Raw genomic sequence first — 18,814 nt, forward strand, 5'->3', positions numbered from 1 at the left:
TCATCGTGTATGGCGTCGGTCATCAATTGTGGGGCGACACGCTCGCGCTCACGCGCAAGGCCTTCGAGACACCGTTCGGGCCGGTCGCCTGCGACACCGAGTTCGTGGACGCGCTCGCGGCGCCGCTCGGTGACATCGCGTATCACGGCGAACTGGTCCATCGCGACGAACACTCGATCGAGTTCCAGCTCCTGTATCTCAAGCGCTGGCTTGGGGAGCGGCCGATCCGACTGGTTCCGATTCTGCTCGGCGGCTTCCACGCGATACTCGAGTCCGGGCGCACACCCGCCGAGGTGGCTCCACTCGAGGCCCTGCTCGGCACGCTGCGAGAGACCGAGGCTCGCCTGGGCGGGCCGACGCTTCACGTCGCGGGCATCGACCTGTCGCATGTCGGCCCTCGCTTCGGGGATCCGACACCGGACCCGCGCATTCTGAGCGAAGTCGAACTCAAGGATCGCGCGGCACTCGAGGCCGCACTGCGAGGCGAAGCGCAAGGCTGGTACGACACGATCGCCTCGCACGCCGATTCGACGCGCGTGTGCGGCTGGGGGGCGACCTACGCCATGTTGCGCGGCGCGGTGCCGGGTCCCGGCCGACTGCTGCACTATGAAGCTTCGTCCGAGGAAGACGGCACGGTCGTCACCGTGGCTGCGGCGGTGTGGCCCTAACTGCGGAGGATTCGATGGTCGCGACCCGTCAGCTCAAGGTGAAGAACGGCGACGTGCTCGTGCTGGTCGGCACCATGAAGGGGCTGTTCGTGTTGCGCTCCAACTCTGCGCGCCGGCGCTGGGAGATCGGCGGCCCGCACTTTCCGGGTCATGCGGTCTACGCGGCGTGTTACGACGGGCGCAATGGACGCAAGCGCCTGCTGGCGGCGGCGAGCAGCATGCACTGGGGCTCCGTGATTCATCACAGCGACGACTTCGGTCACTCGTGGACCCATCCCGAGAGCGCAAACGTCAAGTTCCCCGCCGACACCGAACTCTCGCTTCAACAGATCTGGCAACTCGCACCGGGTCGCGCGAGCGAGCCCGACACCCTCTATTGCGGCGTCGAGCCTGCGGCGTTGTTCGTGAGTCGTGACGCGGGAGAGTCGTGGGAGCTGTCGCGCGGGTTGTTCGAGCATCCGCACCGGCCGCAGTGGCAGCCTGGTGGCGGCGGGTTGTGTCTGCACACCATCCTGCTCGATCCCTCGAACGAGCAGCGCATGCACGTCGCGATCTCGACCGGTGGCCACTACCGCACCGATGACGGCGGACGCACCTGGAAAGCGCGCAATCACGGCGTGCGCGCCGACTTCCTTCCGGGCAAGCACCCCGAATTCGGTCAGTGCGTTCACAAGGTGGTACGGCACCCGTCGCGGCCGGAGCGACTGTTCCTGCAGAATCACTGGGGCCTGTATCGCAGCGACGACGCCGGCGACTCGTGGCGAGACATCGCGAACGGCGTTCCCAGCGACTTCGGCTTCGCCATGACCATGCATCCCCACGATCCCGAGACCGTTTACATCGTGCCGATCGAGTCCGACCGGTACCGCTGCACACCCGAGGGACAGCTGAGGGTCTACCGCACCCGTGATGGCGGCGGCTCGTGGGAGCCGCTCGGCAAAGGCATGCCGCAGAGCGGCGCGCACGAGACGGTCTTGAGAGACGCCATGGCGGCCGACGTGTTCAATCCGGCGGGAGTCTATTTCGGAACGCGCAGCGGCTCGGTGTGGGGCTCTCCGGATGGCGGGGCCCACTGGCAGTCGCTCGCCGACGGACTGCCGCCGATCGTGTGCGTGAAGACGGCAGTGATCGGCGAAGTGAGAGCGCAACGCGCGGCGAAGCCCAAGCGCGCCGCAAAGCCCAAGCGCGCCGCAAAACCCAAGCGCGCCGCAAAACCCAAGCGCGCCGCCACGCCGAAGCGTGCGGCTGCGCGCCGGAAGCGCTAGCGATGGCGATCGAGTTCTTCATCCCGTCGATGCTGACCGAATTCTCGGACGGCGCGAGTCGGGTGCGGATCGAGGCCTCTCCCGCCACCGTCGGAGAGGCTCTCGACCTGCTGTGGCACCGCCACCCGGGCATTCGCGACCGGGTGGTCACCGAGCGTGGCGAGGTGCGCCCGCACGTGAACGTCTTCGTGACCGACGAGAACATTCGATGCACCGGGGGCCTCGGCACGCCGATACCTTCCGGGGCCGCGATCTCGATCATTCCGGCCGTGAGCGGCGGCTAGTCGCCACACGGCGAACCGGACCGGGCCCGGCTCGTGCGCGCGTCGCGCGCGAGCATCACTTCACCGGTGATGAAGGAGATTCGATCATGCGTCCACGCGCGCTCGTCCTGATCCTGCTCACGCTGCTGACAATTGTCGGCGCTCGGCCGCTCGCCCGCCCCGAGATCGCGAATCCCGCGATCGACATGGATGCGCACCTTCGTATCGCGCGCGAAGTCGCCAGACACCGCGAGTCGCGGCGCGTCAGCGAAGCGGAGTTCCTGCGCATGATGCTCGAGCCCGGCACGCTGGTGCTGGATGCGCGCAGCCGCGAGAAGTTCGACGAGCTGCACGTGAAAGGCGCGATGTCGCTGAGCTTCCCCGATCTCACCGTCGAGAGCCTCGCACGCCTGATCCCCGACAAGAACACGCGGATCCTGATCTAATGCAACAACAACTTCACGAACGCCGAGGGACCGTTTCCGGCCAAGCTCGCGCCGGCCTCGCTCAACCTGTCGACCTACATCACGCTCTACACCTACGGTTACCGAAACGTCTACGAGCTGGGTCCGCAGGTCGATCTCGACCTCTCGCGGCTGCCGTTCGAATCGTCGCCGGGCGAAAAACCGTGGCTGAAGCTTGCGCCTCTCGAGCCCGAGCGCGACGGCGTGCGCTAGCCTTCGACCGCCCGCTGGACCCGCTCCTGCGCGGACGCGTCGCCGGTGAGTTGCTGCATCCGACCCTCCGCGGTGAGTTCGAAGGTCGCGCGCGTCTCGTGCCCGGGCGCGCCGAACGTCGCCGCGAATCGGTAGGGCGCCGTGCCGCGGCGACGTGCGAGACACTCGGTCGCGGGAGTCAGGCTCGCCAGATTCGAATCGCGCATCAGTCCGAACAAGGCGCGGTCCACGGGACTCACGCGGGGTCGCGGACCTGCCGCGCCGAACCGCTCGACGAACGCGTCGTAGTCGAGCAGCAGCCCCTCGCCGCGCGCGCCGTACTCACCCGCCAGTGCATCGTCGTAGCAGGCGCGGCAATACGCTCGCACCACCACGCCTTCGTGCAGGAACAGCGCGACCACACGATAGTCCGCGACCGCCGCAGCGCACGCGCTGCAATGCGCGGACTCGCCGAACGCGCGCTCCAGCGACTCGCGCGCCGTCGCTTCGCGCCGGGTCGCCTCGCCGCTCATCGCTCACTCCGCGCGACGAGCGGATGATGATGGAAGTAGGACGGGCCCTTCACGTGGAGTTGCAGCGCCATCCACTCGAGTCGCTCGACCAGCTCGTGTTCGCGCGCGCCTCCACGCCACCAGCGGTCGCCCTCGCCCAGCAGATCGCCAAGTCGCGCCCGCGCTCCACCACCCTCGTCCCCCGTCGACCCGGGATGAAGCGCCAACACCTGCATGTCGACCGGATCATTGGCGAAGCCGACCTCGCCCGAGATCCAATCGAGGTGTCGCATGAGCGCGAGAAATCGCCAGCGACCGCCTTCGATCGGCCAGCGCACCCAAGCGTGATTCACGGCCTGATGCCAGCTCGCCGTGGGTTGACGCGTTTCGGGCACGCAGCGTTCGATCGCCTCGCGGGCGAGCGAATCGAAGGTGGCGCGAGGGTTGCGCGGTTCCTTTCGGCGTTCTTGCGACATGGGCGCAGACTAGGGCACGCGAGCGGCGGCGGACAAGCATCGAGGCGCGACCGCCGCCCGAAGAGTTGCGCCCTCCGCACAGCTTGCGTAGCGTGACGCTGTGCCGACCTTCCTGTTCAAGACCGAACCCTCGACTTATTCGTTCGCCGACCTGGTGCGCGACCGCCACACCACCTGGGATGGCGTCTCGAACGCGCTCGCGCTCATCCATCTGCGCACCGCCAAGAAGGGCGACCTGGTGGTGATCTATCACTCCGGCGACGACCGTGCCGCGATCGGCATCGCACGCGTGACCAAGGCCGCCTATCCGGACCCCAAGCTCGAAGACCCGAGCCGGGTGGTCGTGGATCTCGAGCCGGTCGAAAAGCTGGCGCGACCCGTCTCGCTCGCCGAGTTTCGCGGCGACGCGGTGTTCAAGTCCCTCGAACTGGTCCGCAACACGCGCCTGAGCGTCATGCCGATGAGCGACGCGCAGATCGCACGATTGCGCGCGATCGTGGCGCGACCCGCCCGCGCATGACCCGCGCCGAGGCGACTCGGCGGATCGCCGCGCTCAGTGACGAAATCCGCGAGCACGATCGCCGCTACTACCTGCTCGACCAGCCGAAGATTTCCGATGCGGCCTACGACCAGCTGGTGCGCGAGCTGCTCGCGCTCGAAGCGCAGTTTCAGGACTTGCGCCGCCCCGATTCACCGAGCCAGCGTGTCGCGGGCGGGTTGCGCTCCGCGTTCAGGAAGGTCCAACACCTCGCTCCGATGCGCTCGATCGACTCGCTGATGGAGCGCGAGGAGATCGAGGAGTTCGACGAGCGCGTGAAACGCCTGCTCGAGCGGGAGCAGGTCGACTACGTGGCAGAACCCAAGTTCGACGGCCTGTCGGTCGAGCTGGTGTACGAAGACGGCACCTTCGTGCTCGGTTCGACGCGCGGAGACGGCGAGACCGGCGAGGACATCACCGAAAACCTGCGCACGATCCGGGCACTGCCCTTGCGCCTCGCGTCTGCCAAAGGCGTGCCGGCGGCACGCGGCCGCATGGCGGTGCGCGGCGAAGCGCTGATGCCGCTCGCGGAATTCGAAGCGCTGAACAAGCGCCTCGTCGAAGCGAACGAAGAGCCGTTCGCGAGCGCGCGCAATTCGGCCGCCGGCACGGTGCGCCAGCTCGATCCGAAGGTCACGGCCGAACGCAGACTCGACCTCTATGCCTACGAGGTCACCTTCGCGGAAGGTCTCGAGTTCGAAAGCCAACGTGGCATGCTCGCGGCGCTGCGCGGGTGGGGCTTTCACGTCGAGGAGCGGGTCGAGCACTGCCGCACCATCGGCGAAGCGGCCGACTTTCACGCGCGGCTCGCCGCGGAGCGGGATCGTCTGCCGTACGAGATCGACGGCGTGGTCATCAAGGTGGATCGGCGTGACTGGCAGGCGCAGCTCGGCATGAAGTCGCGTAGCCCGCGCTGGGCGGTCGCCCTCAAGTTTCCGCCGCGCATCGAGGTCACGAAACTGCTCGACATCGCGGTCCAGGTCGGTCGCACCGGCAAGCTCACGCCGGTCGCGATGCTCCAGCCGGTCGACGTGTCGGGCGTCACGGTGAGCCGAGCGACGCTTCACAATCAGGACGAACTGGATCGCAAGGATGTCCGCATCGGCGACACGGTGCGCATCCGTCGTGCCGGCGACGTGATTCCCGAAGTCGTCGAAGTGCTCATGGACCAGCGCCCGCGCGGCACCAAACGATTCGAGCTGCCGTCGAAGTGTCCGGTGTGTGGCGCGCCGGTCGAGAAGATCGGCGCGAATCACCTCTGCACCAACGGCCTCGCGTGCCCCGCACAGCTGCACGGTCACATCGTCCACTTCTGCGCACGCGGCGCCATGGACATCACCGGACTCGGCGACAAGACGGTGAAGCAGCTGATCGACCAGCGGCTGGTCAAAAACCTCGCCGACCTCTATCGCCTCACCCCCATCGACCTCGCCAGTCTCGAAGGTTTCGCGGAGAAGTCGATCGAGAATCTGATCGCGGCACTCGAGGCGAGCAAGAAGCCACGCCTCGATCGCTTTCTGTTCGCGCTCGGCGTCGACCACGTCGGGAGCACCGTGGCGCAGGTGCTGGCCGAGGAGTTCGGCGGCCTGGAGAAGCTCGCGGATGCGGATGAAGCGCGGCTGCAGAGCATTCACGGCATCGGTCCTGAGGTCGCCCACGCGGTGGCGAGCTTCTTCGGCGGCGCGCGCAATCGAAAGGTGCTGGCGTCACTGCGCGAACTCGGCGTGCGTCCGGTCGCCGCCGCGCGCCCTGCCGGTCCACAGCCGCTGGCGGGCGAGACCGTGGTGTTCACAGGGACGCTCGAGCAGCTCGCGCGACCCGAAGCGGCTCGTCGCGCGGAAGCGGCCGGGGCGCGCATCGCCTCGGGGATCAGCAAGAAGGTCACACTGGTCATCGCCGGGCCCGGCGCCGGCTCCAAGCTCGATGAGGCGAACAAGCTGGGGCTCAAGGTGATCGACGAGGCGGCGTTTCTGAAGCGCGTCGGAGGGAAGTGATGAACAATCAGGACGTCGCACGCGTGCTCGAACAGCTCGCCACCATGCTCGAGATCGACGGCGCGAATCCGTTCCGGGTGCGCGCCTATCGCGAGGGCGGCCGCATCGTGGGCTCGCTCCCGCAACCGGTGGCGACGCTCGCCGCCGAGGCCGGCGCGCTCGAGGCGCTCAAGGGCATCGGCAAGGACCTGGCGCAGAAGATTCGCGACCTGGTCGCGAGCGGTTCGACCGAACTGTTCGACGAGCTCAAGCTGCGGATTCCGCTCGAGGTGGTGGCGCTCACCGAGTTGCAGGGGCTGGGCCCCAAGCGGGTGCAGACGCTCATGACCGAGCTGAAGGTGAAGGATCGCGCGACGCTCGAGGCGGCCGCGAAGGCCGGCAAGCTGCGCGACCTCCCGGGCTTCGGCGAGAAGGTCGAGCAGAACGTGCTCAAGGCGCTCGCGACCGCTGAGCAGTCGAGCGGGCGCATGCTCATGGCCGGTGCGTGGGGGGTCGCGCACGAGTTGCTGGCGCGCGTGAAGGCAGTGAAGGGCGTCCATCACGCGGAACTCGCGGGTTCGTTCCGGCGGCGGCGCGAAACGATCGGCGATCTGGATGTGCTCGCGACCGGAGGTCGCGCCGAAACCGTCATGGAGGTGTTCGTCACGCACCCGGACGTGGTCGACGTGCTCGGCCGCGGCGACACCAAGTCGTCGGTGCGATTGCGAAACGGCCTCCAGGTGGACCTTCGCCACGTTCCCGATGCGAGCTTCGGCGCGGCGTTGCTCTACTTTACCGGCAGCAAGGCGCACAACATCGAGTTGCGAAAGAGGGCGATCGACAAGGGATGGTCGCTCAATGAATACGGGCTCACGAAGGGCGAGCGCACGATCGCCGGTCGCACCGAGGAAGAGATCTACCAGGCGCTCGGGCTCGCCTGGATTCCGCCCGAGCTTCGCGAGTCGAACGGCGAGCTCGAGCTGGCCGCCGCAGGCAAGCTCCCGAAGCTGATCGAGCTCGACGACATCCGCGGCGACCTGCACATGCACTCGACCCGTAGCGACGGCAAGGACACGCTCGAGGCCATGGTGAAAGCCGCTCGCGATCGCGGGCTCGAGTACGTCGCGATCACCGAGCACTCGAAAGTGTTGCCGATGACCCGCGGATTCGACGACGCACGCGTGGCGAAGTCGGTGGCGGAGATCGAGGCGGTGCGTCGTGCCGTGCCGGGCATTGAAGTGCTGCACGGCCTCGAAGTCGACATTCTCGGTGACGGGTCGCTCGATCTGGGCGACGAAGCGCTCGGGCTGCTCGATTGGGTCGTGATCTCGCTGCATACGCGTCTCGGTATGGAGCGCGACGAGATGACGTCGCGCGTGCTGCGAGCCCTCGATCACCCCGCGGTCGCCGCGATGGGTCACCCGACCGCGCGCCGCATCGGTCAGCGCGACGCCGTGGCGATCGACCTCGATGCGGTGTTCGAGCGTGCGGCCGCGCGCGGGGTTGCGATGGAACTGAGTGCTCAGCCGGACCGCACCGACCTCGACGACGTGAACGCGCGCCGCGCGGCGGCACTCGGCTGCTCGTTCGTCATCGACACCGACGCGCACGCCACCTCGCAGCTCGAGCTGATGCGCTACGGCGTCTTCACCGCGCGGCGTGCCGGGCTTTCGAAGAACGCGATTCTCAATACCATGCCGTTCGCGAAGCTCGAGGAGCGGCTTGCGAAGCGCCGAACCGCCACGCCCGGGAAGGGCGTCGCCCCGTCAAAGCTCGCGGTCCCGAAGGCGGCGAAATCGAAGGCGGGCAAGCCGAAGGCTGCGGGGCGTGCGAAATCGGCGGCACCGACCCGCAAGCGGTCCGCGAAGTAATTTCGAAACGGCGGCGAAATGCGTTGACGCTCCCCCGGCACCGCCGCAGTATCCAAATCGTCCCGTGAGGCACGGCGCGTCAGCGCTTCGCTCGCCTTCACGGGCTTTTTGCTCTGCGGTGGCCGCCGGACCGCCCCCGAGCATCCTGATCACTCCTCTCCAAGGTTGAAGGAGGCCGCAGGTGATCCCACTGATTCCTTCGTTCTCGAAGTTCGGCTTCATCGTCGCATCGGTGCGCAGTGCCGGTGCGCGCGTCCTGACTCCGGTTCTCGCACTCGCGCTCGTGTTCGGATTCTCGACGCGCGCGCTCGCGGTGGACGTCAACATCACCGCCGACAATGCCTATGTCTTCGATTACGGTCCGGCTGCAGGACCGACCTCACTGTTCGGCGGGGTCGAGAACTGTCTGTCGTCTGAAATCTTCTCGTGCGGACCGGGACCCGAGGCCTATCTCGGGGTGCCGGCGCTCTCCGGTGAGTATCTCTATGTCGTCACCTGGAGCGATGGTGGCGTGACTCAGGGCGTCCTGGGTGACTTCACCGATGGATCGACGATCGTGCGCACCGGCCAGCAGGGTTGGCAGGTCTTCGCGACTGGTCTCGACATCGATCCCGACTGCGGACCCGGGTCGAGTGTTCCGTCGCTCGCCACGGTCACCACTCAGATCGGTCTGGCAAATTCCAACTCGGGCGGCGTGAATTCGAGCGTCGGCTGGGTGGGACCCACCGGAGGTTCGCTGGGAACCATCGGCGTACTCGCGATCGGAGAACTGAATGACTCCGCGGCGGGCAACTTCCCGATCGTCTGCAACATTCTGAACAACGCTCGTTGGATGTGGTACAACCCGGACCCGTTGAGCATCACGGATCCGTTCCGCATCGGAGCGGCGCCAAATCTCCCGAACGACAACAACGAGTTCCTGATCTTCCGGCTGCCTGCGGAAATCGCAACGTCGATCGGTGGCAAGACCTGGGGCCGTCTCAAGGTCTCGTACCGCTAGTCGCGGATTCATCACGGTTTCGAAACCGACCGCGCCCGGCACGCGGTCGGTTTTCGTTCGCGCGGCACGCCGCCGCACCATCACGGTTCTCTCTCGGAGGTCGTCATGCGCTCGCTTCGTTCGAACTCCTGCCTGGCCCTCGCGCTCCTCTGCGTGTGCGCCGCCCCGACCCGTGCACTCGCCGGCGTACCCTCGCCGCTCAACACTACGATCCCGCTCAACATCGTCGTGTGCCCTCAGGCGGACATCCCGTTCACCATGGTCGTGCGCGACGCAGCGAACAATCCGGTGGTCGGGAGCTTCGTCGAGCTGAATTTCTCGACGTGCAGCGTTCCGGCCGCCTACCCGAATGACGTCCCGGTGCGGTTCTGCCCGAGCGATCCGGGACCCGGGATCACGCCGATCGGACCCGGGCACGTTGCGGCACTCACCAACGCGGCGGGCGTGGTCACGTTCTTCCTTCGCGCGGGCGGCGTGTGCGTGGGCAGCGCGGTCGAGATTCGCGCCGACGGTGTGAGTCTTGGCCAGCGCGGCGCCGCCTCGCCCGATCAGAATGGCAGCCTGTCGGTGTTCTCGAATCCCGACGCGCTCGAACTGGTGGCGAAGGAGAGTGTCGCGCTCTACGACGTCACTGCGGACCTGGACTCCGACGGCGATACGAACACGGATGCCGGCGACATCGCCGTGTACGACGCGCACGCGGGCCACACGTGCGATGCGCGGACGCCGACGCGTGATGCAAGCTGGGGTCGGCTGAAGACGATTTACCGCTAGACCGCGCGCTACCCGATCTTCTCGGCGATGCTCTTGGCCTGCAGGAACAGCAGCAGATAGTCACGCCCGCCGGCCTTGGAATCGGTCCCGCTCATGTTGAAGCCGCCGAACGGATGGCAGCCCACCATGGCGCCCGTGCACTTGCGGTTGAGGTAGAGGTTACCGACGAAGAATTCGTGCCGCGCGCGCTCGAGCTTGGTGGCATTCTTCGTATAGACCGCACCGGTGAGCCCGAACTCGGTGTTGTTCGCGATCGCCAGGGCGTCGTCGTAGTCCTTCGCGCGGATGATCGCGAGCACCGGGCCGAAGATCTCCTCCTGCGCCAGCCGCGCGGTCGGCGCGATGTCGTCGAACACGGTCGGCTGCACGAACCAGCCATCGGCCCCGGTGACGCGCGCGCCGCCGGTGAGCAGCTTGCCCTCGGTCTTCCCGACGTCGATGTACGAGAGAATCGTCTTCATCGCGCGCTCGCTGGCGACCGGTCCCAGATAAGTACCGTAGGCCGCGGGATCGCCGACGTTGATGAATGTCGGCATCACCGCCATGAGCTTCGCGACGAATGCATCGTGCACCTTGTCCACCACGATCGCGCGTGAACACGCCGAACACTTCTGACCGCCGAAGCCGAAGGCCGCCTGTGCCACACCCAGCGCCGCGGCGTCGAGGTCCGCTTCGTCGTCGATCAGGATCGCGTCCTTGCCGCCCATCTCCGCGACCACGCGCTTGAGCCAGATCTGCCCCGGCTGCACTTCGGCCGCGAGCTTGTTGATGCCGATGCCCACCGGCTTGGAGCCGGTAAAACTCACGAAGCGGGTCTTCGGGTGGCGCACCAGCGTATCGCCGACCACGCCGCCGGCTCCGGTGACGAAGTTGAACACGCCGGGCGGAAGCCCGACTTCCTCCATGAGCTGATGGAACTGCCACGCGATCGCGGGCGTGTCGCTCGCCGGCTTCACGACCACGGTATTGCCGGTCACGATCGCAGCGGTGGTCATGCCGACGCAGATCGCGAGCGGGAAGTTCCACGGCGGGATCACCGCGCCGACCCCGATCGGCAGGTACACCATCGTGTCCTTCTCACCCGGCATCTGATGGATCGGATGAGGTGCGTCGTAGCGCAGCATCTCGCGCGCGTAGAACTCCATGAAGTCGATCGCTTCGGCGGTGTCGGCGTCGGCTTCACCCCAGCTCTTTCCCACTTCGAGCACCATCCAGGCGGAGAACCAGTGCCGGCGCTCGCGCATGCGGCGCGCGGCTTCGACGAGATACGCGGCGCGCTCGGCCGCCGGCACGCGGCTCCAGGTGCGGAAGGCATCGAACGCGGTGTCGATCGCGCGATTCGCCTGCTCGACCGTCCCCGACTGAAAGCGACCGAGCACCTCGCTCGGATGCGCGGGGTTCGTGGAGTCGAAGGTTCCCGATCCCTTCAGACGCTCGCCGCCGATGACGAGCGGGTACTCCTTCCCCATCTCGGCGCGCACCGAAGCGAGTGCGGCCTCGAACGCCGCGCGATGATCGGGCTTGGAGAAGTCGACGTAGGTCGTCGGCGAGTACTCCGGCAGCGACTTGGAGTCGACCGGCGCGATGGATCGGGACGGGGTCACCGTCATGAGGTCCTCCGGGAGTCGGGCGCCACGCGCCCAGTCAGAACCACGAATCGCGCGCAGTCTAGCGGAGGCGATGGAGGTCGGGAAGCCTCGCGCGCGGGAGTTTGTGGCCGCTCGAGGTGATCGCCATACTGCGCCGCCATGCGCCACGGCCTCGCCATACGAATGCTGATCGGACTCGCGCTCGGAGCCCTGCTGGGCCTCGCCGCGAATGCGCTGTTCGCGGGCTCTCCGGCGCTCGAGCGTGTGATTCGCTACGGCACCGAACCGGCCGGCAAGCTGTTCCTGAGACTTCTGTTCATGCTGGTCATCCCGCTCATCGTGTCGGCGCTCTCGCTCGGAGTTTCGGGCCTCGGCGACGTGAGGCGACTCGGTCGCATCGGGTTGAAGACGTTCGCTTACACGGTGGTGGTGTCGATCGTGGCGGTGCTGATCGGCGTCGCGATCATCAACCTGCTGCATCCGGGCGTCGGCCTCTCCCCCGCATTGCGAGAGCGGCTCGCGGCATCGCACTCCGGAGCTCCTGCGGCCGCGCCCGCGAGCGTGAGCGGTGTGGACTTCGTCCTCAACCTGGTCCCGAGCAATCCGATCAAGGCGATGGTCGAGGGCGACATGCTCGCGGTCATGGTGTTCGCGCTGTTCCTGGGCATCGGACTCGCGCTGACACGCACGGAGCCCGCGCGACGAATGGAAGAAGCGCTCCAGGGTCTCTACGACGTCGTCATGCGCCTGCTCGATCTGATCCTGCAGATCGCGCCGATCGGAGTCGCGTGCCTGCTGTTCACGCTCACCGCGCGACTCGGCCTCGAGGTGCTGTGGTCGCTCGGCGGCTACGTGTTCGCGGTCGTGCTGGCGCTGGCGATCCATCAGTTCGTCGTGTACTCGATCTCGGTCGCGTGGCTCGGCGGGATGAGTCCGCTCAAGTTCTTTCGCGCGATCCGCGAAGCCATGCTGACCGCGTTCTCGACCGCATCGAGCAACGCGACGCTTCCCACTTCGTTGCGGGTCGCGGAGCGCGAGTTGGGCCTGCCGCCCTACGTGAGCCGCTTCGTGCTGACGCTCGGATCGACCGCGAACCAGAATGGCACCGCGCTGTTCGAAGGAATGACGGTGCTGTTCCTGGCGCAGTTCTACGGCATCGAGCTGTCGCTCGCGCAGCAGGTGAGCGTGGTGTTCGTCTGCGTGCTGGGCGGGATCGGGACCGCGGGCGTTCCGGCCGGCTCGATCCCGGTGATCGCCATGATCCTGGGCATGGTCGGCATACCCGCCGAAGGCATCGGCATGATCCTCGGCGTCGATCGATTCCTCGACATGTGCCGAACGACGCTCAATGTGACTGGAGACCTCGCCGCCGCCGTCGTGGTATCGCGCGGTGAGCCGCGGACCTTCGCCGCGGATTGAGCCGCTGCCGCTGTTCGACCTGACCGAACTCAGCGGCGACGGAAGTTCGACCTGCTCGAACTCCTGGAATATCGCTTGCTCCAGCTGCGACGCATGCGACTCTCGAGGCTGGAATCGATGCCCCGACCCTCGTCAGGAGTTCTCATGCGCGCTGCAAATTCGATCGCCGTGTGTCTCGTCGCACTCGCCTCATCATCGCTCGTTCCGCTCGCGCTCTCGGCGCCGACGGTGGGATTCCAGGAAACCTGGAACAACGGACTGCTCAACGGTTGGACAGGCGGATTCGAGCTCGAGTACACGAATCCGGGCAGCGGAGGGGTGGGCGGCAGCGGCTACCTGCGGGTGAACGCGCCACCCCCTCCCAAGAACGTCGGGACGCGTTCGAACGGCGCCGAGTACTTCGGGAGCTGGAGTCGCCCGGGAATCACCTCGGTGCGCATGTCGTTGAGCGATCTCGGCACCAGCGATGCGTTCCTGCTCCATCTCTCGGTTGGTTCGAACGCCAGCCTGTTCCAGCACAATGTCGGGTTCGTGCCTCCGGTGAGCGGATGGGCGGAGTACGTCGTCGACCTCACGCAGCCCGGCGACTTCACGCAGATCATCACTCCGCCCGGCGGCGCGACGCTCGCGCAGGCGCTCGACACCGTGCAGGTCGTGCTCATCCGCCACGATCTCGCCCCCTATGTCATGAGTCCGAATACCGCCTTCGGCGACTTCGGCGTCGACAACCTGCAACTCGTCGGAAGCGGAGTGTCGGTCGATCCCGTGCGCCGGCCTCCGACCACGAATCGCCCGGTCGAACTCGCACCGCCGGCTCCGAATCCCGCGCGCGGCCGCGTGACGCTTCACTTCACGAGTCCGGTCACCGCCGACGTCACGATCCGCATCGTCGACGCGGCGGGACGGCTGGTGCGTCGGGAGCTGATCCGGGGCGCCTCAGGCTCGCGGCAGTGGGTGTGGGACGGCCGCGACGACCACGGCACCCGGGCGCCCGCCGGTGTCTATCGCGCGATTGCCGCGTCGCCGATGGGTGGCATGAGCCGGTCGTTCGTCCGGATCGACTGACGGCCTCCGACGAGGCGTCGCCGCGGTCTTGCATCCTTGCGGACGCTGGTTCAGGCTTTGCCCGGCGCTGCCACGTCCGTCAACGCGCAACCGAGCGGCGCCGACTGATCCCTTTCTTCGGAGGCTGCCCGTGTCCCCGTTCCGCGCTCGTCGAGTGTCGTGGCGAAGCGCTCGGGTCAGCGCCCGGGCTTCGGGTCTCGTCGGCGCTCTCTTGCTCTGCTGGGCCTTGAGTGCCTTCGGAGCGCCCCCTCGGATCGAGTTCGGATGGTACGGACTGACCGTTGGCGCCAGGTCCGACCACCGGGCGATCTATGACCGATCGCGCGACGGCGTCATCGTTATCGGTGGCAAGCTGGGCGGGTCGGGCTATCAGGATGCATGGCTGATTCCGCTCAACGGAATCGATCGACCCAGGCGAATCGGTGGTGCCCGAGGAGGGCACTTCGGCGGGGGCACTTCCGCGGCGATGGATCCGAAACACGATCGCCTGTTCGCATTCGGTGGGTACGAGGTCCTCGTCGCGGACTGCTGTTACGGCTATGCGATTCAGGACGAGGGCGTGATGTTGACCACGCAGCTTGGCGAGGAGGAAGGCTGGCACACGCTCGCCGGCAACTACTGCCCATCTTGCACTCGTCCAGCTCGGCGGTTCGGTAGTTCGCTGACGTACGATTCGAGGCGCGGTCGCTTGCTCGCATTCGGCGGAGGCATGCACACCCATCCATACGGTTTTGTCGACCTATTCGATCGCGCGAACGATCTCTGGGAGTTTCTGCCCGATTCGACCGAGGATTGGTCCGAGCTTCACCCTTCAGGATCGCCGCCGTCGCTCGCGTACAGCGTCGACGGACGCGCCTTTCTCGATGCCGCGCACGATCGAATGCTGTACGTGCTGGGCGGACGCGTGTGGTCACTGAACCTGGCGACACTTCATTGGGACTCGCTGACCAACTCGCCTGCCAAGATTCCAGACGACGCGGCGATCGCCTTCGACCCAGATCGTTCTGTGCTCTTCGCGGTGCACTTCGGCAACGTTTGGCGACTCGAGGTCGCGGCTCCAGACGAGTGGCAGCCGGTCGCGATCGCACCGGCGGGGGCAATTCCAAACGGCGAAGCCATCTGGGATCCGTCTCGAGCTCGTCTCGTGATCTTCAGCGGGCCTCAAACCGAGGGTGCCGAACCTTCCGGACCGACGCCAGTGCTCAGGTGGTTGGATCCGAGACTCGCTGTTCCCGGCTGGCAGATTCTCTATGACGGGCGCATTCCGTCGGGCCTTACGCCAACTTCGCGCGCGATCTATGACACCCGCCGGGATCGCGTCGTGCTGTTCGCATTTGCCGGCCAACGATATGAACTGGTCGCGAGGCCCGAGACCGGGCGATGGGAGCCGATTCCGGCGAGTTCCATCGATGCGACCGCTTCACTCAGTTCCGCGGTGTATGACCCCCTGAACGACCGCGTGCTGGCGGCCTTCCTCGGCTCTCGGGTCTTCGCCTTCGACTTTGATGATGGCGGCGGATGGCAGGCCGTGGGCGGTGCGTTGCCCGAGTTCAGTCTCGTCGGATACCTGCCAGGCGAGCGCAGACCCATCGTTCTCGGATGGAATCTGCAGACATGGACGTCCGAAGTGTTTGAACTTCGGCCCTCGGCGGCAGCCGACGAGTGGGTTCGTGTTCCGATGATTGGCGCGGCGCCGCCCCCGCGATGGCTCGCGGAGTTTCAGGGAGAATTTCAGAGTCCGAGGCTCCACTACTTCGCGGGCACGGATTTCCTGGACGTTCAGCTCGACTCGCTGTGGACGCTCGAAGTCGCGGACTCGGCGCGCTGGTCTCGCCGTGCGTGGGGGGGCTGGATCGCAAGTCCCTACCCTGGTACCGCATTCGACCCCTATCGGGGAATCGCCTTCGTCTATGGGTATCAGGCGGTCGGCGCCGGCTGGCGCTATGAGGGACAGGCGCTCAATGTGCGAACCAACCGCGTCGATCAGTTCGCGGTCACGGGCGAACCCACATTGCCCGTTCGCGACGGGGCGTTCGCGATCTACGATCCCGTACACGATCGGTTCCTGTTCGGAGGAGGTCGGAGCAACCCAACGACCTATCACGACGTCTTTGCCTTCGCCTGGCCTGCGTCCGGCACGGTCGTTCCCGTTGGAGTTACACCCGCAGATCCCGGGCCAGCGAACGTCACCGCACGCTTCGTCAGGCTCGACGGGCGCTGGGTGCTCCGGGTGGAGGGAGGCTCACGCCGCATCGATCGTGTCGAGCTATTCGACGTGGCGGGGCGAAGAGTCGGGACTCGTCGCATCGACGCGACCGCTGGCGTCGGCGCGCCCCTGCAGCTCGAGATGCCCGCCTCGATGCGACGCGGAATCTACTTCGCCCGCGTGAGCGGGCTCGGCTTCAGGACCTCGCTTCGAGTGCCCGCGCTGTGGCTCGACCGCTAGTGACAGCGCGCAGGCCTGCGGATTCTGATGGTCGCGGGTTCAAGAACGCTCACGCCGAAGCGTAGCGTCCGATCGCCTGGCTTACGATCTCGCCGATCAACTCCGTGTAGCTGCGCCCCGACTTGCGCGCTGCCATCGAGAACTCCGCAGTCGGCAGCAGGTAGGGATTCGGATTCACCTCGAGCACGTGCACCCGTCCGTCGGTCGCGAGCCGGAAGTCGATGCGCCCGTAGTCGCGAAGCTGCAGGGCCTGATACGCCTGCACCGCGGTCTCCTGGAGTTGGTTCACGACGTCATCGCCGAGATCGTCGGGGAAGAAGGGTTTGGTGGTCTTGTACGCCACCGTGTCCTCCTCCCATTTCACCTCGGAACCGGCGATCTTCGGAATGCCTTCCGGGAGCTTCGAGAGATCCAGCTCGACGACCGGCAGGGCCTCGGGCTTTTCGTTTCCGATCACTCCCACGTACAGCTCGCGGCCCTCGATGTACTCCTCGATCAGCGCCGGACTGTCGAACTCGGCGTGGATGTAGTCGATGCGCTCCATCAGTTCCTTGATGGAGGTGCACACCGCGCCGAACTGGATGCCGATCGAGCCGTCCTCGCGCGCCGGCTTCACGATCACGGGGAACTGGATGTCGTGCGAATGCTCGGTGCGTCCGCGGTACACGGTCGAGAAGTACGGCGTGTGAATGCCGTGAAACGTGAAGATCTTCTTGGCGAGCGCCTTGTCCTGGGCCAGGAACAGCCCGCTTGAGCCGGCGCCGGTGAACCGACGCCCGAGCAGTTCGAGGTAGCCGGCGAGATTCGTGTCCTGACTGTCGTCTCCCGCGAACGATTCGGTGAGGTTGAACAGCAGGTCGGTCTGCGAGCGCGCCAGTTCGATGAGCGATTCGCTGGTGCCGTCGACGCGCACGTACACCGGGCTGTGCCCGGACTTCTTCAGCGCCTCGTAGACGGTCTGGACATCCTCATCGCGCGACTTCTTCTTCGGCCGCTCGCCCTCGACGCGTTCTTCCTCGTCGTCCCACCAGTAATCGTAGAGAACGCCGATTCGGAGCCTGGCCATGGCGGTCCTCGCCTTCTCGGGTTTCGGGCCGCATCCATGGACCCGCGCGCTTACTCGTGCACGAATCGCCCGCGCGTCAGGTAGTTCATCGCGAGCGTGGTGGCGTAGGCGGTCAGTTCCACGAGATACGCCGCCTCACGGCCGGCCACCGCGTAGAGCTGCTGCTCGACACACGTGCGCACGATGCGCTCCACGAGCGCACGCACGATCGGGCGTTTCACTCCCGTCCAGTACGTGATCTTGTCCGTCAACGTCTTGCGATGCTCTTCGATCAGTTCCGAGGCCGGGCGCACGTGCTTGCGACGCCCACGTGTGACGAACAGCTCGGTCAGATCGTTTTCGAGCGCCACATTGACCGCCGCCCCGCTCTGCTTGGTGAGGCGCCGGTAGAACTGCTCGACCGTGACCCGCATGTCCTCGACCGTAATGTCGAAATCCCCGGTCGTGACCAGCGGATCCTGATCCCGCAGTCGACGCATGACGCGATCAACATAGCGCAGCTTGGCGAGCGCCGGCCAGCCTTTGTATCGGCGCCGCCAGTTCGATCCGGGCGTCAGCCACACCGCGAAGGTTTCGGCGAAGTCCTCATCGGGGTGTTTCTGGGCGTACCAGCCGGCGATGTGACGCACGAACTTGCGGCTGAACGGAAGCGGTCGATAGTGATCGCGGTAGCGGCGATTGTAGGGCCCGAAGACGCGCCGCCACTCGGGAGTGGTGTAGAGGCGATACGCGTAGTTGATCGCGTGGCCGGCCTCGTGGCGCAGATACATCATGATCTCGCGCTCGTCTTCGAGGTCGTTCATCTCGCGCTCGAGTCGTGCGAGCTTCGGATCCGCGAGATAGAACGGAATGCCGATCACCGGCTGGCCGTCGGGACATCCCCATTCGTCGGTCAGGTAGCACACCGGCCGGAAGCGACGCAGTCCCTTGCGATCGAGTTCGCGCTGCAATTGATGAACGAAACGCTCGACCGGCGAGCCCTCAAGCCGCAGCCCCAGCTGGCTGATCCGCTTGTTGAGGATCTCGCGGATCTCGGGCGTGGCCTGCTCGAAGTTCGACATGGGGGACGGATGCTAGTCACACCGGGTCCCGGTCACAAGCCGCCGGGCTGCCTGGCGCCCCGTTCGATACGACTGAACGTAAGGCGCAGGCAAAGCCTTGAGCCGCGGGTTCGCAATCACGCCTCTAAAGCGGCATGCTCCCGACGCTGCGACGGCGGGACGTGCCATGCGG

16 protein-coding genes and 2 pseudogenes are annotated in these 18,814 nt (G+C 66.4%); 13 read left to right on the forward strand and 5 right to left on the reverse strand.

Features of this window, described 5'->3' with window-relative positions; all coding sequences use genetic code 11:
• The 5 genes and pseudogenes from amrB to HOP12_11775 form a co-directional block, all read left to right on the forward strand.
• A partial coding sequence (gene amrB, locus HOP12_11755) for an AmmeMemoRadiSam system protein B (GenBank protein NOT34830.1) occupies positions 1 to 668 on the forward strand: 668 nt, incomplete at its 5' end.
• A 14-nt stretch (positions 669 to 682) separates the two neighbouring features.
• A pseudogene (locus tag HOP12_11760) lies at positions 683 to 1,798 on the forward strand (exo-alpha-sialidase).
• Between the two features lie 6 nt (positions 1,799 to 1,804).
• A pseudogene (locus tag HOP12_11765) lies at positions 1,805 to 1,927 on the forward strand (50S ribosomal protein L21).
• A gap of 8 nt (positions 1,928 to 1,935) precedes the next feature.
• Positions 1,936 to 2,217 carry a molybdopterin synthase sulfur carrier subunit gene (locus tag HOP12_11770; GenBank protein NOT34831.1) on the forward strand — a complete coding sequence of 94 codons (282 nt, stop codon included), beginning with the start codon at positions 1,936 to 1,938 and terminating at the stop codon, positions 2,215 to 2,217.
• Between the two features lie 86 nt (positions 2,218 to 2,303).
• The gene (locus tag HOP12_11775) at positions 2,304 to 2,642 is read left to right on the forward strand and encodes a rhodanese-like domain-containing protein (GenBank protein NOT34832.1); all 339 of its coding nucleotides are present in this window, start codon (positions 2,304 to 2,306) and stop codon (positions 2,640 to 2,642) included.
• Positions 2,643 to 2,869: 227 nt separating this feature from the next.
• Here the strand turns inward: HOP12_11775 and HOP12_11780 are convergent, their stop codons facing one another.
• Together HOP12_11780 and HOP12_11785 are read right to left on the reverse strand one after the other, a co-directional pair.
• Positions 2,870 to 3,385 carry a hypothetical protein gene (locus HOP12_11780; GenBank protein NOT34833.1) on the reverse strand — a complete coding sequence of 172 codons (516 nt, stop codon included), beginning with the start codon at positions 3,383 to 3,385 and terminating at the stop codon, positions 2,870 to 2,872.
• Positions 3,382 to 3,840 (reverse strand): hypothetical protein, encoded by a 459-nt coding sequence (locus HOP12_11785; GenBank protein NOT34834.1) that lies wholly within the window; start codon positions 3,838 to 3,840, stop codon positions 3,382 to 3,384. The genes HOP12_11780 and HOP12_11785 overlap by 4 nt, the downstream gene beginning before the upstream one ends.
• A gap of 100 nt (positions 3,841 to 3,940) precedes the next feature.
• On the opposite strand from HOP12_11785, the gene HOP12_11790 reads away from it, so the two are divergent.
• The 5 genes from HOP12_11790 to HOP12_11810 all read left to right on the forward strand — a co-directional run bounded on the left by HOP12_11790 (position 3,941) and on the right by HOP12_11810 (position 9,996).
• Positions 3,941 to 4,360 carry an EVE domain-containing protein gene (locus tag HOP12_11790; protein ID NOT34835.1) on the forward strand — a complete coding sequence of 140 codons (420 nt, stop codon included), beginning with the start codon at positions 3,941 to 3,943 and terminating at the stop codon, positions 4,358 to 4,360.
• Positions 4,357 to 6,372, forward strand: a complete 2,016-nt coding sequence (gene ligA, locus HOP12_11795) for an NAD-dependent DNA ligase LigA (GenBank protein NOT34836.1) — start codon at positions 4,357 to 4,359, stop codon at positions 6,370 to 6,372. Before HOP12_11790 ends, ligA begins: the two co-directional genes overlap by 4 nt.
• Positions 6,372 to 8,222: a DNA polymerase/3'-5' exonuclease PolX gene (polX, locus tag HOP12_11800; GenBank protein NOT34837.1), complete on the forward strand. Its 1,851-nt coding sequence runs from the start codon at positions 6,372 to 6,374 to the stop codon at positions 8,220 to 8,222. Before ligA ends, polX begins: the two co-directional genes overlap by 1 nt.
• Before the next feature lie 181 nt (positions 8,223 to 8,403).
• A complete protein-coding gene (locus HOP12_11805; protein ID NOT34838.1) occupies positions 8,404 to 9,222 on the forward strand; it encodes a hypothetical protein in 819 nt (272 codons plus the stop codon).
• A gap of 105 nt (positions 9,223 to 9,327) precedes the next feature.
• Complete coding sequence (locus HOP12_11810) at positions 9,328 to 9,996, forward strand: hypothetical protein (protein ID NOT34839.1); 669 nt, start codon at positions 9,328 to 9,330, stop codon at positions 9,994 to 9,996.
• A gap of 8 nt (positions 9,997 to 10,004) precedes the next feature.
• Here HOP12_11810 and pruA read toward each other — a convergent pair whose 3' ends face one another.
• Positions 10,005 to 11,606: an L-glutamate gamma-semialdehyde dehydrogenase gene (gene pruA, locus HOP12_11815; protein NOT34840.1), complete on the reverse strand. Its 1,602-nt coding sequence runs from the start codon at positions 11,604 to 11,606 to the stop codon at positions 10,005 to 10,007.
• A gap of 162 nt (positions 11,607 to 11,768) precedes the next feature.
• Here pruA and HOP12_11820 point away from each other — a divergent pair, with 162 nt between their 5' ends.
• The 3 genes from HOP12_11820 (at position 11,769) to HOP12_11830 (ending at position 16,515) form a co-directional block, all read left to right on the forward strand.
• Positions 11,769 to 13,004 (forward strand): dicarboxylate/amino acid:cation symporter, encoded by a 1,236-nt coding sequence (locus HOP12_11820; protein ID NOT34841.1) that lies wholly within the window; start codon positions 11,769 to 11,771, stop codon positions 13,002 to 13,004.
• 144 nt (positions 13,005 to 13,148) lie between these two features.
• On the forward strand, positions 13,149 to 14,069 hold the full coding sequence (locus HOP12_11825; GenBank protein ID NOT34842.1) for a hypothetical protein: 921 nt from the start codon (positions 13,149 to 13,151) through the stop codon (positions 14,067 to 14,069).
• A 466-nt stretch (positions 14,070 to 14,535) separates the two neighbouring features.
• Positions 14,536 to 16,515 (forward strand): hypothetical protein, encoded by a 1,980-nt coding sequence (locus HOP12_11830; GenBank protein NOT34843.1) that lies wholly within the window; start codon positions 14,536 to 14,538, stop codon positions 16,513 to 16,515.
• A gap of 49 nt (positions 16,516 to 16,564) precedes the next feature.
• Here the strand turns inward: HOP12_11830 and HOP12_11835 are convergent, their stop codons facing one another.
• Both HOP12_11835 and HOP12_11840 read right to left on the reverse strand, forming a co-directional pair.
• Positions 16,565 to 17,581: an ATP-grasp domain-containing protein gene (locus tag HOP12_11835; GenBank protein ID NOT34844.1), complete on the reverse strand. Its 1,017-nt coding sequence runs from the start codon at positions 17,579 to 17,581 to the stop codon at positions 16,565 to 16,567.
• A 50-nt stretch (positions 17,582 to 17,631) separates the two neighbouring features.
• Entirely contained in the window at positions 17,632 to 18,642 is a 1,011-nt protein-coding gene (locus HOP12_11840) for a hypothetical protein (GenBank protein NOT34845.1), read from the reverse strand.
• Between the last annotated feature and the right edge of the window lie 172 nt (positions 18,643 to 18,814).

This window comes from Candidatus Eisenbacteria bacterium, from assembly GCA_013140805.1.
Classification (GTDB): Bacteria; Eisenbacteria; RBG-16-71-46; order RBG-16-71-46; family RBG-16-71-46; genus JABFRW01.